Origin of the sequence: Apibacter adventoris (assembly GCF_002964965.1) — a bacterium.
GTDB lineage: Bacteria > Bacteroidota > Bacteroidia > Flavobacteriales > Weeksellaceae > Apibacter > Apibacter adventoris.
The window spans coordinates 52,051-70,173 of the sequence record NZ_PSZN01000024.1 but is presented as its reverse complement, the minus strand read 5'-3'; the positions used below and the strand labels follow the sequence as shown (position 1 = coordinate 70,173).

The window sequence follows — 18,123 nt, the reverse complement described above, 5'->3', positions numbered from 1 at the left end:
TCCAAAGGTTCTTAATCATTATACAAATTAATATTTATTTTTTAATTACATTATATATAGTTTTTCCTTGACTGGTATATATATGTGCAATATAAATTCCACTATTAAGATTTCCTAAATCAATCATTTTATTTTTCAATTCGCTTTCACTTGCTTGTAAAACCAAATTACCATACATATTATATAAAACTATTTTTGTAATATTTACGGTTGATTGTATATACATTTTATCTAGCACAGGATTAGGATATATATTAATTTTATCAGATATTGAATTCATATAAGTCTTATTATTAGAAATTTCAAACGGAATCTGGTCTATAACAGAAGAAGATTCCGCATTAATTAAAGACCAGTTTTGCTCTCCTTGAGCTTTAGAAACCATTCTCAATTTATAATAGCCTGGCATTGCATTTGATGGAATAAAACAATTAAAATTATATAATCTATAATAATATCCAGGATTTAATTCTGAAAGACCTGACTGTGCTAAAATATATTTTATAGTATTTGTATTATCTGTTAGAGCTATACCATAATATCCTCTAAATGGTATTCTTGAATAATTTTTAAAACTTAGCTTAACTAAAAAAGACTCATTAGGTTTAGCTGAACTTTTAGAGGCAGAAAGTGGTGTATTATTTAAAATTTGAAGTTTAGCTTTTTCCTCTCCAACTAAAATTTCAAATGGTATATATTTAATAACTGTTGACAATGGACTGGTTACTATAACCCAATCATTCTGTCCTAAAACTTTAGAGACCATTCTTAATCTATATTTCCCAGGTTTAGCCCCTAAAGGAATAACGCATTCATAAAAATTGTATTCTTTATAATAATATCCTGAATTTAATTCTGAAAGATTTGATTGAGCTAGAATATATTGAATATTATCTTTCTCATCTGTCAATGCTACTCCATAATAGCCTTGAAAAGGAAATAAAGAAACATTTTTAAAACTAAATTTAGTTGAAAACTTAGCTCCGCCTTTACCAGATGTAACTTCTGAAGAAATAGATGTATAATCCTTGTTCAATTCTAATTTAGGAATACTAATATTTCCAGTACTAGGTTTAATATTAAACATAGCAGACTGATTTTTGGTATAATCTAAAGTTGCTGTTGTTTTAAAATAACCATCTTGATATCCTCCCCATCCCCAATTAAAATGAAAAAAACCTTGGTCATCATAACCATCACAAATAAAAGCATGCCCACCGGTTCCTCGTCCATCATAATATATCGGACGTTTATTTTTTAATTCTTTTCTTAACATTTCATCCCAAGCATTATTTAAATCATTTGAATAACCATAATCGTCTCGTGATCTTAATTCTAAACTTTTATCATAACCAAAATAAGTAACTAATGCCTTTGCTGCATCCATTGAATATGCACCACTTCCTGACTTTGAATAACTCATTTTAACACTGGCACCAATATGATACATCAATAAAGCTACTGCTTTTTTCTGCACATCATTTCCTGAGGATGTATAATCATAAGTATTTAGCATATTAGACCAATCATAAGTATATTTTGATAAATCTATAGCAGGAATATAATATGTGGTATTATCATTTGAAATAGAATAAGATTGTATAATACCAACTCCAGATTTCGGATATTTATAATAGTTCATAATTTGTGCTGTAGCCGTAGCCACACAACCTGTATATAATCCGGAATAAGGCAATAGACTGTTGTAAGGATATGATTGATTCCATTTTGTTTTGATTAATGGCTCAACCACTATTGTTTTAGATGCTTTAGTATAAATCTTCTTTCCTTGACGAAAATTTTTCCATTCTTTTTGAATCTCTTTTGTAGGGGTTGTTCCGTTTATTATTGCTTTTTCCATACCTAAAGAAATCATTTCCATCCAAGATTTAAAATTATCAGGAACATTTTTAGAATTATAACTACCAGTTGTAGAATACCCTAAAATTGGTGTATTCACATCATCTGCAGAAACAATGATGAAACCCTGATCATTATTAATATTAAAAATGTAATAATATACATATGGTTTTTTAATTGTTTTTGCATTACTACTAGAGGTTGAGGTATATACCAAATTTAAAATGATTGCATTCTTCTTACTTAAAGAGGAACTCTCATTTATAAAAGACTCTGCAACTGAAGTTGCTGTTGCTACATCTATTTGTTTAGCTGAAACGCTTAAACAAAATACGAAAATAAAAAAGCGTAAAAAATACTTCATAAAATACATTTTTTTAGTTATTAAAATATTTGATTTGTAATCCCCTAACAAATATAGGATAAAATAACTATAAAAGTATAAATATAATTTATTTAAATAATATTAAATTATTATTAATATATTTTTTATGCTAATTTTAAAACAATAATGTTTAATATTTACGTTATTTAAATATTAAAGTAATGACTTTTGAATTATAGATCTGAATTATAAATTTCTTATACTTGAATATGTAAAGAACCATATAAGAAATCTATTTATATTTTGAAATATTTAAATAATAAATTGATCATATTTTCATAAAAAAATAAAATAATAACAATAGCTTAATAAGAGAATAAAATAATTTTATAATGAAATGTAGGTCCTTTTAAATTAACAAATAAAAGAAGCTAACTTAATATCTAAAATTCTTTTTTAAAAATTTTCTTAATGATAAAGATTTAACAAAAGTTTAAATATTTATCATAATAAATATTATAGTTAAAACAAACTGATTTATAAATTAAAAGAAATAATATGAATTTATAGAAGTTTATTATTTTTCTAAATATATTAATTATTCAAATTATCTTTTAACCGAATAATCGCCTCATTGATAGTAGATGATTCTTTTAATAAAGTAATAAATCTACTTCCTATAATTGCCCCATTAGCGTTATTTTGTGCAGCATCCCATGTTTTTTTATTAGAAATTCCAAAACCTATCAGTCTTGGGTTTTTCAATTCCATTGAATTAATTCTTTTAAAATATTCTTGTTTTTTTTCATCAAAGCTCTTTTGTGCCCCTGTTGTAGAAGCAGAAGATACCATATAAATAAATCCGTCAGTATTTTCATCAATTAACCTAATTCTCTCTTCAGATGTTTCAGGGGTAATCAACATGATGATTTTAATATCATATTTTTCTGCAATAGGTTTATATTCTTTAATATAATCATTAAATGGCAAATCTGGAATAATAGCTCCATCAGTTCCTACTTCATTACATTTTTTACAAAATTGTTCAAACCCAAATTGCATAATAGGATTTAAATAGCCCATCATAATTAAAGGAAGATTTACTTCTTTTCTGATTTCTTTAATTTGTTCAAACAAAACTTTTAAAGACATACCGTTTTTTAAAGCTTGAGTTCCACTTTCTTGAATAGTGGGCCCATCTGCCATAGGATCTGAAAAAGGGATTCCTACTTCTATTAAATCTATTCCATTATTTTCTAATTCTTTAATTATTTCCCCAGTATCTTCTAATTTAGGATAACCGGCAGTAAAATAAACGGAAAATATGTTTTTTGGTTTTCTTTCGAAAAGTTGTTTAATTCTATTCATGGTCTTATTTTTTCTTTGAATTTATTATTAAATACTAAATAATTTTTTTCCAAAACTTAGAGATTTTATATATTTTTTTTGCAGAGATTTTATTGGAATCTGGCTAGATTTATTTATAAATGATAAAAAAATGTTTCATACTATTGAGTATTTTTAATTTTTTTAATAAATTTTTTTACTAAATAAAGGTCTTTTAAACCTGGTTCTGATTCAAATTTACTATTTAAATCAAGTCCGTATAAATTAGGATGCTGTATATTTTTTATTTCTTCTATATCTTCCATTGAAATACCTCCACTTAAAAAAAAAGGTTTATTCCCTTTATATGAATTTAATATTTCCCAGTTAAACTTCTGTCCAGAACCTCCATATTGAGAAGTTTTCGTATCAAACAAAAAGTAGTCACAAACTTCTTCATATTCATCTGTTTTTTCTATATCCTTGATATCCGAAATACTCAATGCTTTTATTATTGTAATTTCGGGAAAAGTTTCTATTAAATCTTCACAATATTGCAGGGTTTCATTGCCATGCAATTGAACTGCATCAAGTCCATACTTTTCAATTGTTTTAAATAATGAGGCAACTTTTTCATTTACAAAAACTCCTACACGCTTAGTACTATCTGACAAAATATTTAATATTTCAGGTTTCAAACCTGCTATATACCTTGGTGATTTTGGATAGAAAATAAATCCCATATAATTAATAGATAAAGAAGAAAGCTCTTCAATATTATTTGGATTTTTCATTCCACATACTTTGATCTTCATAAATGAAAAACTTATTTAGATTCTAATTCTTCTATAAATACCTTTAATGATTTTCCAGGGTCTTTTGTCTTCATAAAATTTTCTCCCATCAAAAACCCTTTATAACCAACTCGTTGTAAATTTTTAACTGTTTGTGTAGAAGATATTCCACTTTCAGAAATTTTAACAAATTCATCAGGTATCTTTTCTGCCAAATCAAAAGAAACCTGTACATCAGTAATAAAAGTTTTTAAATTCCTATTATTCACTCCAACTACATCTATCCATTCGTTTATATGGTTTAATTCTTTTTCATTATGTATTTCTAATAAAACGTCTAATCCTAATTCTTTAGATTTTTTTGCTAATTTTTTGGTTTCATTTATTGTCAGTGCTGCTGCTATTAATAAAATAGCACTGGCTCCATATACTTTTGCTTGATATAATTGATATTCATCTATCATAAAATCTTTTCTAAGAAGCGGCGTTTCAGTAATGTTTTTAGCTTTTTCTAAATCTTGTAAAGTTCCTCCGAAAAAATTTAAATCTGTAAGGATAGATATAGCGCTGGCTCCGTTTTCTGAATAAAAAGGAATTACATCCTCTATTTTAGCTTTTTTAAAAATCCAATCTCTGGATGGAGAACGTCTCTTAAATTCTGAAATAATTCCGGTAGATGATTGTTTTAGAGATTCCTTAAATGAAAGTACTTTTTTGCTATATTGAATTTTATTTTCGATTTCTTTTAAAGAAAACAGTTCCTTCTGTTGCCCGATTTCTATTTTCTTATTTGCAATAATTTTATCTAATATGTTTTCCATTATGGTTTATAATTTATAACTTTTATTCTATGATATGATTCTAAAATTAATATTTAACCTAACAGAATTATAATTATTAATTTTTACTTTGGATTTATCTCTAATAAAGCTCTCTAAAAAATATCATTGTTATAAAGAAGTAAATATTATTTTTATATGTGAATTTTTCTGCTCTTAGAAAGTATTAAAAATATACATTCCTAAAATATAGAAATATAATCCTTAACTGTTTAAATTTAAAAATTTAACAAACGTTTCTTTTGTTTTCCCGCTTTCCAATGCTTCTCTAGCTTGCTGAATGCATTGTTTTATAGACAAAAACGGATTTATATTTTGTATAGCAAAAGCAGAGTTTGCCAATACTACATTTTTCTGGGCTATAGTCGCTTGGTTATTTAATACATCATCGAAAATTTTGGAAGCTTCATCTTGTGTTTTTCCTCCATCAAGCTCTATAGGCTTACATCTTTCTAAACCTATATCTTCGGGAGAATATATATTTTCACCTAGTTTGCTAACTACTTTAAAATTATCTGTAAGTGATATTTCATCATATCCGTCCAAACTATGTACTACTGTATAATCGCATTCGGTATTTTGATATATATAATAGTATAAACGAGACATTTTAAGGTTAAAAACTCCTAAAATATTTCTTTTAGGTTTTATGGGATTTACCACAGGCCCCAACATATTAAAAAATGTTCTCACTCCTAAAGCTTTTCTAACCGGAGCTACTACTTTCATAGCTTCATTGAACAAAGGTGCATGTAAATACGCAATATTAGTTTGATCGAGAGATTTTTCAAGTAGACTTACATCAGAGGTAAATTTTACGCCATGTTTTTCCATTACATTAGATGCTCCACTAACAGAAGTGGCTCCGTAATTTCCATGTTTCGCTACTTTATATCCGGCACTTGCAACAACAAAACAAGAGAGAGTAGATATATTAAAAGTATTTTTATTATCACCACCGGTTCCTACAATGTCTACCGGATCATATTTTTGTAATGGTGTTACATCTGTACATAAATTCATCAAAGCATCTCGAAAACCGAAAAATTCTTCTATGTTAATACTCCGCATTAAAAACACACTTATAAATGCAGCAATTTGTGATTCATTATATTCTCCGGCAGCCATTTTGGTAAGTATTTCTTTAGCCTCATCCCTGTTTAGGTATTGGTGCTCGAATAATCGATTTAATATCTGTTTCATAAGTTTATTTCTTATTTTTCTTATGCTTCTAAAAAATTCCTGATTATTGTGTTTCCTTGTGGAGTTAATATAGATTCTGGGTGAAACTGCACTCCATGAATATCATATTTTTTATGTTTTAAAGCCATGATTTGTTCTTTTTCATCTACAGCTGTTATAGTAAGACTTTCTGGAAAATTATCATGACTCACAATCCAAGAATGATATCTTCCTACTATCATAGGTAACGATAATCCTTTAAAAATATAATCATCTTCTATAATTTTAATTTCTGTTGCTATGCCATGATATACATCTTGAAGGTTTACAAGCTTTGCTCCAAATGCTTCACCTATCGCTTGTTCCCCCAAACAGACCCCTAAAATTGACTTTTTAGGGGCATATTCTTTAAGTAAGGGTAACAATAACCCTGATTCTGAAGGAATTCCGGGACCTGGTGACAGAATAATTTTATCATATTTTTTGATATCTGGAAGCGTTATTTGGTCATTTCTCACAACATCTACTTCTGTATATCCCTGCTCCTTAACTAGATGAAGCAGATTATACGTGAAAGAATCATAATTATCGAAGAGTAATATTTTTTTCATTTTACTAATTAGCTGTTAAATAATCGTTAGCTGTAGTAACATTTGCATAATAGTAATCCAAAGCTGATAAAAATGCTGCATGAACCTCCTGGGAAACAACTTTTATTCCTGAAATTTCCAATTCTCGTGTTGCACATGCATCTCCTATTAGTGTACATTCATATCCAAGATCTTTTGCGGCCCTTGTAGTAGCATCTATACACATATGAGTCATCATTCCACAAATTACTAATTCTTTTACTTCTAATTTTTGTAAATATTTTTGAAGATCTGTTTTTAAAAAACTATTTGGATAATACTTAGTAATTACAATTTCTCCTCCTTCGGGTTTTACATTTGGATGAAATTCAGCCCCTTTAGTATAAGGTAGAAAAAAAGTTGCATCTGGACTAAGGGCAATATGTTGTATGTGAATAACCGGTAAACGATCATTTCTAAATTTTTCTATTATTTGTTTTGCTTTTTCACTAGCTTCTAAAGCTCCATCCAAAACCATAGTCCCTCCTTCAAAGTAATCATTTTGAATGTCTACAACAATTAATGCTTTCATATGTTTTATTTTTTTAATTTTTTAATGTTTCTGCTAAATCAACGGCTTTTTTTAATGCTCCTAATTTGTTTTTTACTTCTTGAAGTTCATCTTCGGGGTTGGACTTGGAAACTATTCCGGCCCCAGCCTGGTAATACAAAATATTATTTTTACTTAGAAAAGATCGAATGGTTATCGCTTGGTTTAAATCTCCGTTTAATCCTATATACCCGATACAACCTCCATATATCCCTCTCATATGTTTTTCAATATCTCGTATTAATTGCATAGCTCTCACTTTAGGGGCTCCAGATAATGTTCCCGCAGGAAAAGTATCTGCAAAAACAGAAATATTATTTTTTCCATCTTCTATAGTTCCACTTACTCTAGATACTAAATGTATAACATGAGAAAAGTATTGTACACTTTTATAAAAATTTACTTTTACATCATGACAATTACGACTTAAATCATTTCTTGCTAAATCTACTAACATTACATGTTCTGCATTTTCTTTTTCATCCTGTAATAATTTTTCAGAAAGAATTCGATCTTTTTCATCGTTTCCTGTTCTTTTATATGTGCCTGCTATAGGATCTATATAAGCTTTTCCTTTAGATATTTTGCAATGGGTTTCTGGTGAAGAACCAAAAATACGAAACGAACCAAAATCAAAATAAAACAAATATGGAGATGGGTTTATTGATCGTAATGCTCTATATACTTTAAAATCATCTCCTATAAATGACTGGGAATAACAACGAGAAGGCACTATTTGAAAAACATCTCCTCTTTTACAATGTTGTATTGATTTTTTTACATATTCTTTATATTCATTATCAGAAATGAAGCTGCTTTCTTTTCCTTGAGTTTTAAAATTATAGGAAGCAAAATTATTATTTTGTAATAATGCTTCTAATTCTTCCATTTTACTATTTTCTCCTTCTGGAATATTTTCGATGATAGTTAAATCGTTTTTTAAATGATTAATAACTAATATAAAATGGTAAAAAATATAATAGAGCTCCGGAACTTCTGCATTTTCCAATTTTTTATTTATAGGATCTACGGATTCAAAATAACGTATACTATCATAGGATGTATATCCAAAAAAGCCATTAATCCCTGTAGGATTTTCTCCCTCTATTTTAAATCTTTTTATAAAATTGGCTAATTCAATAGTTAATTGAGTATTTATCTTTTGTACTTGTCTCTTATTCTGAATATCTGTGGTTATTTGATAATCTTGTACTTTAAAAGAAGCTATAGGATCTAATGCAATAAATGAAAAACTATCTTCTCCGGCATGGAAATCAGAACTTTCTAATAAGGCAGATTTTGGAAACACATCTCTTATTTTCAAATATATACCTACAGGAGTTTGTAAGTCTGCCAATAATTTTTTTGTCTTTACCTGTATTTTCATTTTATTCTAATTTTCTTTTCTCTTGTTCTTTTATAAAGGTTTCCATATCTTTATCTCCTCTACCGGATAAACAAATAACTACTATATCTTCTTTTTTAAATTTCTTTTTATTTAATACTCCTAAGGCATGAGCAGACTCAATTGCAGGAATTATTCCTTCTAAACGAGTTAACTCAAAAGCAGAATTCATCGCTTCATCATCTGTAATAGCTAAAACTTCTGAACGTCCAATTTTAGATAAATTTGCATGCATAGGTCCTATCCCAGGATAATCTAATCCTGCTGAAATAGAATAAGGTTCTTCTATTTGACCATCTTCAGACTGCATAATAAGTGTTTTACTTCCATGAATAATTCCTAGTTTTCCTAAATGTATAGTAGCTGCCGATTCTCCTGAATCTATCCCCTTACCGGCAGCCTCTGCTAAAATTATTTTCACAGAAGGTTCATCTAAAAAATGGTAAATCATCCCTGCTGCATTACTACCTCCTCCTACACAAGCTATAACATAATCCGGAGTTTCTCTTTTTTCTTTTTCCAATAATTGTTTACGAGTTTCTTCACTAATAATTGCCTGTAATCTAGCTACCATATCAGGATATGGATGTGGTCCTACTGTAGATCCTATGATGTAATATGTATTTGAAGGATTGGAGCACCAGTCACGAATAGCTTCATTAGTAGCATCTTTCAATGTCATATTGCCACTGGTGACAGGAACTACTGTAGCTCCTAACATATGCATTTTTTCTACGTTTAGTTTTTGTCTTTCAACATCTACTTTTCCCATATATACAATACATTCCATTCCCATTAGAGCACAAACTGTCGCTGTGGCTACCCCATGTTGCCCTGCACCTGTTTCAGCAATTATCCTTGTTTTTCCCATTCTTTGGGCTATCAATATTTGACCTATAGTATTATTAATTTTATGTGCACCTGTGTGATTAAGATCTTCTCTTTTTAAATAAATTTTACAACCATATTTTTCGGATAGTCTTCGAGTAAGATATAAGGGAGAGGGACGTCCTACATAATCTTTTAATAATGAATAATACTCTTTTTTAAATTTTGGATCTTCCAGTATTTTCAAATAATTATTTTTTAGGTTTTCTACATTATCATAAAGTATTTCCGGAATATACGCTCCTCCAAATTCTCCATAAAATCCATTTTGATCTACATGATATTTTTGCATAGGTCTTTATTTATATATAAAAAAACCTATCGTGAGTACGATAGGCCTTTATTTTTTACTTAATATTATTCAATATTATAGACATAACTGCTGACTCACAACTTTTGAAGTTGAAAACGCCACCAACTTGTTATATTTATAATTTTTCCCATTTTATTTAGATGAAACAAAAATATATATTATTTTTTTTATAAACAAAATTTATTCTCTGAAATATATCATGTGAAAAATAAGATAGAAGATATTATTTTATATTTTAAAACTCAAATAAATTTTATCGTAATCTTACAATTGTTTATCTTTGAAATTATATAACCCTTATTTAATTTAATTAGATGAACACTTCTGATTTTTCTTTACAACATATAGGAATCAGTTAAAATGATATAAAGAAAATTTTAAAAGAAATTAATGATTTTTCTGTATATGAATTAATTTCTCAGGCTATGCCTAAAAATATTTTAGGACAAGAAGATTTAGAACTGCCAAAAACTATATATGAATATGATAGGATTTTATTATCCAAATATCTAGCTTCTAAAAATAAAGTTTTCAGTTCATTTATAGGTTTTGGGTACTTTGGAACCATCCTTCCAGCTCCTATCCAAAGGAATATTTTTGAAAATTCTAGTTGGTATACAGCCTATACTCCATACCAAGCAGAAGTGTCTCAGGGAAGATTAGAAGCCTTGCTGAATTTTCAAACATTAATTTCCGACTTAATCGGTTTTTCTATTTCTAATGCATCTTTTTTGGATGAGGGGACGGCTACTGCTAAAGTTATTCATATGCTATATAAATCCAAACCGAAAGATCAAATACAATCTAATAAATTTTTTATTTTTTAAAGTAATGTATACTCAAATCTTTACAGTAATTAAAACAAAAAGCAGAAGGATTAAAAAAAACCACTACAATTGCTATACATTAAATATTAATTACCTGAAAAGTAAATTAGCTCTATATTACCAAATTCTTTACACTAATAAATTTGGTAGAGTAGGTCATGAACTGATTATTGATTTCAGACTTTTTAAATCTTTGGGAATAGAAGTTGGAAATATTGCTAAACGTTTAATGGATTATAGCTTACATGCCACTACTGTTTCTTTCCCGGTTCCAGGAACATTAATGATTGAATCTACAGAAAGTGAAAGTATTGCTGAACTAGATCGTTTTACAAAAGCCTTAATCTCAATTAGAAAAGAAATAGATGAAATTATTGAAACTGGAAAGTACTCAATAGAAGATTGTATAATCAAAAATGCTCTTCATACACTTGCTGAAGTTACTTCTGATCATTGGAATCACTCTTATAGTTGACAAAAAGCTGCTTATACTTTAAATTGTATTTTAGAGAATAAGTTTTGACCTTCTTTTGGAAAAATTAATGATGGCCATGGAGACAGAAATTTAATTTGTACATGTAAATCTATTGAAGATTATAAAAATTGGAAATAAAAAAGCCTGCTTTAAAATCAGGCTTTTTTATTTTTATAAGAAATATATATTTAAGCTTGAACCCCCACTTTTTAAACAATTATTAATTTTGTATCGATTAATTTCTCAAAAATAAATTTTTCAAAAAGGTCTGTGTAATGTAAATATTTATTTATCAAATCTTAAAGAAATCCTTCTATCTTTAGCTCTTTCATCATCCGAAGCATTAATATCGACTTTAGCAAATTGATCTCCATACCCTTCTGCTCCTACAACTTGTTTATCTAATCCATTTTTAATTAAGATATCTTTTATAACATCTGCTCTTTGTTGAGAAAGTTTAAGATTTGCACTACTGTTTCCTTTTTTATCTGTATATGCTCCAATTTTAATTTTAGTATTAGGAAATTCTTTAATTATACTTACAATATTTTTTATTTGGTTTTCCGATTCAGGAGTCAGTTGAGTTCCGCTCCCAAATTCAAAGTTGATCGCATCAAAATCAAACCATTTATTTTTTAAATCGTCATTGGTACTATTTTTATATTCATTAGATTGTAAAAATTTTACTATCTGGTCTTCAATTCCTCCGGGATATGCGTTAATTTTTAAACCACTAGGTAATGAAATCTGTGTTAATTGCTTTTGTTGCTTTAGTTTTTGTTCTTGTAATGATATTGAATCTTTAACAGATGTACTATCTGAAATTTTATTTGAATTTGCTCCGGGATTCATTTCTTTTTTAGAACAGCTGTTTTTAGAAAATAACCAAAATAGCAAAAGAAGAAGTACTAATATACCTATTAACCACTTAATCCAACCACTTCCTGATTTTTTGTTTAACTTAGCTTTGTAATCTTCATAAGTGTCTTCAACTTTATTTTTCATATGATCTACTGCTTCTTTTGTATGAGATTCTGTTTTATTTAAAAATGAACTCCCTAAACCCGCTAGAGATGATATTCCTAATACACTGGTTAATCCAGAGGGTATTGAGGATAAAAAATTATCTTTTTCTGATGAAATTTGTTCTAATATACTTTTAAGACTTACTCCAGAAAGCATTTTTTTACCTAAAAAACCTGCTACCAAAGGAGAAATCATTCCTATAATCTTGTTGGTACTATCACTGGTTAAACCTGAAAAGGATGATATAATACCAGAAAAAGAATTTATTTTATCCCCAAAAAGAGTATTTAAAAAGCTTGAACCTATATTTTGTGTTTCAGGATTTGTTTTTCCTGAAAATAATTCTGTAATATTTGACAAAATAGATGAGTTGCCTGCTTGTTTTAAAACATTTTCTACATTACTATCTTCGCCTCTATTTACCAAAGACCCAAAAATACTGGGAATGATGGCTCCAATTGCAGAAGTCACTTTTCCAGAATTTTCTCCCAAATCTGAAGAAACTTTAGAAATAATTTCCGGAGTGATTAATTTATTTAACGAACTAAATAATTGTTTTTCCATTATAATGTTTTTTATATAATATTTGTTTTTTATATTAATGTAAAATCAAATTATTTTATAACAAATATTATTCCATATATTTTATTTGTTAAAATTTAAACAAATAAATATTGTTTTAATACAAAATATAGCAATATATCATATTTGACTAGTTTTTAATTTATTAACTAACGAAAAAGATATATTTATTAAAAAACAGTATTTTTATTTTATGAAAACAAAATATGATATAGCTTACTTAAAAATGGCTTTAGAATGGGGGAATCTATCTTATTGTGAAAGGAAAAAAGTAGGAGCTCTAATTGTGAAAGACCGAATGATTATTTCTGATGGTTACAATGGGACACCCACCGGATTTGAAAATATTTGTGAAGATAATGAAGGCTACACAAAGTGGTATGTTCTTCATGCTGAAGCCAATGCCATTTTAAAAGTAGCCGCATCTACTCAATCATGTAAAGGTGCCACTTTATATGTAACCCTTTCTCCATGTAGGGAGTGTAGCAAATTAATACATCAATCAGGTATAAAAAGAATAGTTTATATTCATGAATACTCAGATATCACCGGAATTGAATTTTTGAAAAATGCGGGTGTAGAAATAGAACATATTCCAATTAAAGAATTGTATTAATTAATGATTGCATATATTTTCTGTTTATTTCTCATTTTTATATTATATAGCATATACTTATTTCATTATATTATGTCTATTAAAAATAATAATTCCTACCTTTGTGCACTTTATTAGGGTAAAATAACTCTATTTCTATTTTTTAATTTATTTTAATCAAAAAAATTTATTTATGAACGATTCTTTGCAAAAGATTCAGGCAGTAGCAATACAAGGAGAAATTAAGGAAAAATCTTTTTCTTTAATTGATATGATTACACATGGTGGACCTATAGGTATATTTGTAATGATATGTTTATTCTTGTTATTTATGATTACACTGTATATATTTTTTGAAAGGTATTTTACAATTAAAAAATTTTCAAATAAAAACTCAACATTATTAAATGATGTTCGGGATCTAATTCATGACGGAAAAATAAACGTAGCATTAGATTTATGCAAAAGAACACATACCCCTGAAAGTCGTATTTTATATAAGGGAATTATGAGAATTGGTAAACCCACTCGTGATATTAGCGATGCTATAGAAAATACTGCCCAATTGGAAATTTTTGATTTAGAAAAAAATGTAGGAGTCTTAGGAACAATATCCGGTGCTGCTCCTATGTTGGGTTTCTTAGGAACAGTAATAGGAATGATTATCGCTTTTTTTGCTACTAGTTCGGAAAATCAGGCAAGTGCTCAAATGCTTGCCGGTGGTATTTATACCGCTATGGCTAATACAGCCGCCGGGCTTATTGTAGGACTTTTAGCTTATCTTTTTTATAACATTTTAGTTATTAAAATTGACAAATTAGTATATTCTCTACAAGTAACTGCTATAGATTTCCTAGATATATTAAATAAACCTATTACCCAAATATAGATATTTAAACATGAAACTAAGAAGTAGAAATAAAATATCTGCAGAATTTAGTATGGCATCTATTACCGATGTAATTTTTTTGTTATTAACCTTTTTTATGCTTACAGCGTCTGCTAGTCAATCCGCCCTTAATGTAAAATTACCAAATGCCAAAGGCCAGGAAATGCCAGCTGAAAGATTATATATAACTGTAACTATAGATGGAAAATATTTTTTGAATAAAAAAGAAATTGCTAAGGAACAGATTGAACCCACTTTAAAATCAATGTTCATTTCAAATCCAGCTCCTTCTTTCGTAATAGCAGCAGATGCAGATGCTTTACATAAGGATGTTATTTTCCTTATGGATATTGCTAATAGAAATAAATATCGTGTTTTAATTGCTACAAATCCGCAAATTCAAAAAGAATAAGCCTAGAATGCCGACATGTAATAAAACATCATACGAAAATAATAAAAATGAAAAAATAATCAGTGCTCTTATTACACTTTTTATTTCAGGAATTATTTTATTTTTAATACTAACTTTCCATACTACTTTTTTCACTACAACCCCCACTACTTATATAGATATAAATTTTGATTCTGATTTAGGTTCAGATTATGGAACAAGTGCAGTTGGTTTAGGAGATGAAGAGCCTGCCGATCAGGATTTACAAAAAGGAAACGGAGGAGATCCTTTAGGAAAAGATGGAGCCCTAGCTTCTTCAAATGAAATAGAGAAAGAAGAAAATTCTTACCTTACCAATACTTCTTCTAAAGAGACGGTTACCTCTACTTCTAATACAAAAAAATCCTCAAAAGATAATACAAAACAAAACTCCGCTGAAAAATATAATACTAAATCTAAATCGTCTAAAGGAACAGGAAATGGAAAAGAGAGCGGAAATATTAAAGGAACAGAGGCTATTGGTGCTTTATTAAAAGGTAAAGGAAATAGCAATTCCTCTACTGGTCATGGAAGTAATGGTAAACCTGGGCAAAATCAAGGAGATCCAATGGGAAATGGTAGTGGAGGTGGAGAAGGATTTGGAAACGGCCGTAATTTAATTGGATTTATACCAGGAACCATGGGAAGAGGAGGAAGTGTACCACCTTATAATTGCTCAGGCACAGGAACTATTATATTCAATTTTACTGTTGATAAAACAGGAAATGTGACTTCTGTAAACCGAAAATCAGGAATTAGTAATACATGTCTGGTTAATACAGGTATAAAGTGGATAAAACAATATGTTAAAGCCGATAAAGGGAAAAGTCCTGCTACTGGAACTTATCGAATCAATTTTAATTAAATTTTTAATTCTATCCTACACTGCCTTCTAAGGAAATTTCTAAAAGCTTCTTTGCTTCAATAGCAAACTCCATAGGCAATTTATCTAGTACTTCTCGGCTAAATCCATTGACTATTAAAGCTATAGCTGTTTCGGTATCTATTCCTCGCTGATTACAATAAAAAATCTGGTCTTCTCCAATCTTAGATGTTGTCGCTTCATGTTCTAACTGAGCTGTTTTATTTTTTATTTCTATATAGGGAAAGGTATGTGCTCCACAATTATTGCCCATTAATAAGGAATCACATTGAGAAAAATTTCTGGCATTATCTGCTCCAGAAAGTACTTTAACTAATCCTCTATAACTGTTTTGTGATTTTCCTGCCGAAATTCCTTTTGAGATAATTGTTGATCGAGTATTTTTTCCTATATGTATCATTTTTGTTCCTGTATCGGCTTGTTGAAAATTGTTGGTTACAGCAATGGAGTAAAATTCTCCTATAGAGTTATCTCCTTTTAAAATACAGGAAGGATATTTCCAAGTAACTGCTGAACCTGTTTCTACTTGAGTCCACGAAACTTTTGCATTCTTTTCACATAATGCTCGTTTAGTTACAAAGTTATAAACCCCTCCTTTCCCTTTTTTATCTCCGGGATACCAATTTTGGACTGTAGAGTATTTTATTTCTGCATCATTTAAGACTATTATTTCTACTACAGCAGCATGAAGCTGGTTTTCATCTCGTTGTGGCGCTGTGCATCCCTCTAAGTAAGAAGCATAACTTCCTTCATCCGCTATTAATAAAGTCCTTTCAAATTGCCCAATTCCAGATTGGTTTATTCTAAAATAAGTAGACAATTCCATAGGGCATTTTACTCCTTTGGGAACATAGCAAAATGATCCATCCGAAAAAACAGCAGAATTTAATGCGGCATAAAAGTTATCTCCTCTAGGCACTACTTTCCCTAAATATTTTTTTACTATTTCAGGATGTTTTTGTATCGCCTCACTAATTGAACAAAATATAATTCCTTTTTCTGCTAGCGTTTCTGAAAAAGTTGTTTTTACAGAAACGCTATCTATAACAGCATCTACTGCTACACCTGTTAATCTTTTCTGTTCTTCTAAAGATATGCCTAGTTTCTCAAACGTTTTTAATAAATCGGGATCTACCTCATCTAAACCACTTAACTCTTTTTTCTTTTTAGGAACTGCATAATATTTTATTGCCTGAAAATCTGGTTCATTAAAAGACACATTAGCCCAATGGGGAGGCATCATCTTTTCCCAAATATGAAAAGATTCTAATCTCCAATTTAACATCCATTCAGGCTCATTTTTTCTTTCAGAAATTTCTCTCACTATTTCCTCACTTAATCCCATAGGAAAATCTTCATATTCCAAGTTGCTTGCCCAACCATATTCGTACTCTTGATTTTCAAGATCTATCCTTAACTCTTCTTCTGTATATTTTGTTTTACTCATTTTGCTAAACTATATTGATAAAATCTAATTTAGATTAGTTTTAAACACAAAAATAGTAAGATTATTTTTTATATAATATGTAACTAATAGATTTTATTAATAATATGATTTTACCTTTAAAATATTTGAACTTCTGTTTTTTCATTTTATTTATTCATAAATATTTTAACAATACTCTTATAAATTTTATATTATATGCTATTTTTTGCTTATATCGTGTTTAAATAATTAATATTTATGCCTATTTGATATTATGATTATTATTGTTATCTTTTTTTATTAATTATATTTGATTTTATGTGGTAAAAATAATTAATGTATTTTTGCGAAATTATTATTCTATTTTGTGCAATAAATTTTAATTATAATACTAATATTATTTTTTTTATAAAATAGAAAAAAATATTATTTTCATGAACAAATTATTATCTTTTACATTATCTTTTATTATTTGTTTAATCTATTTTATTTCCTGTAAAGAATCCAAAAAAATTTCCGAATTTACTAATAATATAATTAAAAAAGATTCTTCCTCTTTAGAAGCTATTGATGGGCTTACCAATGAAAGATCAACATTAATTCAAATTCCAATTTTTAAAGACAAAGAAGTTCAACAATATGTAATAGATTATGATGCTTATGTCAAAGAATATATAAAAGCTATAAAATCCAAAGATATTCCAAGACTAACATCTTTAGGTTTAAAAGCTAAGGAATGGACTAAAAAAGAACAATTCATCTCAAAAAAATTAGTTACGGATTCAAATGAACTAAAAAAATACAATAATTACATTCTAGGTTTAACTAACGATTTAGAAACTGCAATTAATGAAAAATAATTTCTATTTTTCATTAAAA

At 28.3% G+C, this 18,123-nt stretch carries 17 protein-coding genes and 1 pseudogene; 7 read left to right on the top strand and 11 right to left on the bottom strand.

Annotated elements, in window-relative coordinates; translation table 11 throughout:
• Positions 1–34 precede the first annotated feature (34 nt).
• The 9 genes from C4S76_RS11225 to trpB form a co-directional block, all read right to left on the bottom strand.
• On the bottom strand, positions 35–2,224 hold the full coding sequence (locus C4S76_RS11225; RefSeq protein ID WP_181044111.1) for a thiol protease/hemagglutinin PrtT: 2,190 nt from the start codon (positions 2,222–2,224) through the stop codon (positions 35–37).
• 555 nt (positions 2,225–2,779) lie between these two features.
• On the bottom strand, positions 2,780–3,553 hold the full coding sequence (gene trpA / locus C4S76_RS11220; RefSeq protein WP_105194572.1) for a tryptophan synthase subunit alpha: 774 nt from the start codon (positions 3,551–3,553) through the stop codon (positions 2,780–2,782).
• A gap of 140 nt (positions 3,554–3,693) precedes the next feature.
• Positions 3,694–4,326 (bottom strand): phosphoribosylanthranilate isomerase, encoded by a 633-nt coding sequence (locus tag C4S76_RS11215; protein WP_105194571.1) that lies wholly within the window; start codon positions 4,324–4,326, stop codon positions 3,694–3,696.
• An 11-nt stretch (positions 4,327–4,337) separates the two neighbouring features.
• Positions 4,338–5,126 carry an indole-3-glycerol phosphate synthase TrpC gene (gene trpC, locus C4S76_RS11210; protein ID WP_105194570.1) on the bottom strand — a complete coding sequence of 263 codons (789 nt, stop codon included), beginning with the start codon at positions 5,124–5,126 and terminating at the stop codon, positions 4,338–4,340.
• Between the two features lie 222 nt (positions 5,127–5,348).
• Entirely contained in the window at positions 5,349–6,347 is a 999-nt protein-coding gene (gene trpD / locus C4S76_RS11205) for an anthranilate phosphoribosyltransferase (RefSeq protein ID WP_105194569.1), read from the bottom strand.
• Positions 6,348–6,367: 20 nt separating this feature from the next.
• Positions 6,368–6,937: an anthranilate synthase component II gene (locus C4S76_RS11200; RefSeq protein ID WP_105194568.1), complete on the bottom strand. Its 570-nt coding sequence runs from the start codon at positions 6,935–6,937 to the stop codon at positions 6,368–6,370.
• Between the two features lie 4 nt (positions 6,938–6,941).
• Positions 6,942–7,487, bottom strand: coding sequence for a cysteine hydrolase family protein (locus tag C4S76_RS11195; RefSeq protein ID WP_105194567.1), 546 nt, complete (start codon positions 7,485–7,487; stop codon positions 6,942–6,944).
• 13 nt (positions 7,488–7,500) lie between these two features.
• Entirely contained in the window at positions 7,501–8,892 is a 1,392-nt protein-coding gene (locus C4S76_RS11190; RefSeq protein ID WP_105194566.1) for an anthranilate synthase component I family protein, read from the bottom strand.
• 1 nt (position 8,893) lies between these two features.
• Complete coding sequence (gene trpB, locus C4S76_RS11185; protein ID WP_105194565.1) at positions 8,894–10,090, bottom strand: tryptophan synthase subunit beta; 1,197 nt, start codon at positions 10,088–10,090, stop codon at positions 8,894–8,896.
• Positions 10,091–10,476: 386 nt separating this feature from the next.
• On the opposite strand from trpB, the gene C4S76_RS11180 reads away from it, so the two are divergent.
• On the top strand, positions 10,477–10,938 hold the full coding sequence (locus C4S76_RS11180; protein WP_221405019.1) for a PLP-dependent aminotransferase family protein: 462 nt from the start codon (positions 10,477–10,479) through the stop codon (positions 10,936–10,938).
• Positions 10,939–10,979: 41 nt separating this feature from the next.
• Positions 10,980–11,551: pseudogene (locus C4S76_RS11175) on the top strand (aminomethyl-transferring glycine dehydrogenase); the annotation flags it as partial.
• Positions 11,552–11,698: 147 nt separating this feature from the next.
• On the opposite strand, the gene C4S76_RS11170 reads toward C4S76_RS11175, so the two are convergent.
• Positions 11,699–13,003, bottom strand: a complete 1,305-nt coding sequence (locus C4S76_RS11170; protein WP_105194562.1) for an OmpA family protein — start codon at positions 13,001–13,003, stop codon at positions 11,699–11,701.
• Positions 13,004–13,214: 211 nt separating this feature from the next.
• Here C4S76_RS11170 and C4S76_RS11165 point away from each other — a divergent pair, with 211 nt between their 5' ends.
• The 4 genes from C4S76_RS11165 (at position 13,215) to C4S76_RS11150 (ending at position 15,800) form a co-directional block, all read left to right on the top strand.
• Entirely contained in the window at positions 13,215–13,637 is a 423-nt protein-coding gene (locus tag C4S76_RS11165) for a deoxycytidylate deaminase (RefSeq protein ID WP_105194561.1), read from the top strand.
• A 172-nt stretch (positions 13,638–13,809) separates the two neighbouring features.
• Positions 13,810–14,505, top strand: coding sequence for a MotA/TolQ/ExbB proton channel family protein (locus C4S76_RS11160; RefSeq protein WP_105194560.1), 696 nt, complete (start codon positions 13,810–13,812; stop codon positions 14,503–14,505).
• A 10-nt stretch (positions 14,506–14,515) separates the two neighbouring features.
• A complete protein-coding gene (locus C4S76_RS11155; RefSeq protein ID WP_105194559.1) occupies positions 14,516–14,917 on the top strand; it encodes an ExbD/TolR family protein in 402 nt (133 codons plus the stop codon).
• Positions 14,918–14,924: 7 nt separating this feature from the next.
• On the top strand, positions 14,925–15,800 hold the full coding sequence (locus C4S76_RS11150; protein ID WP_146105739.1) for a hypothetical protein: 876 nt from the start codon (positions 14,925–14,927) through the stop codon (positions 15,798–15,800).
• Positions 15,801–15,810: 10 nt separating this feature from the next.
• Here the strand turns inward: C4S76_RS11150 and sufB are convergent, their stop codons facing one another.
• A complete protein-coding gene (sufB, locus tag C4S76_RS11145) occupies positions 15,811–17,265 on the bottom strand; it encodes a Fe-S cluster assembly protein SufB (RefSeq protein WP_105194557.1) in 1,455 nt (484 codons plus the stop codon).
• Positions 17,266–17,678: 413 nt separating this feature from the next.
• Here sufB and C4S76_RS11140 point away from each other — a divergent pair, with 413 nt between their 5' ends.
• The gene (locus C4S76_RS11140; protein ID WP_105194556.1) at positions 17,679–18,104 is read left to right on the top strand and encodes a hypothetical protein; all 426 of its coding nucleotides are present in this window, start codon (positions 17,679–17,681) and stop codon (positions 18,102–18,104) included.
• Positions 18,105–18,123: the final 19 nt, after the last annotated feature.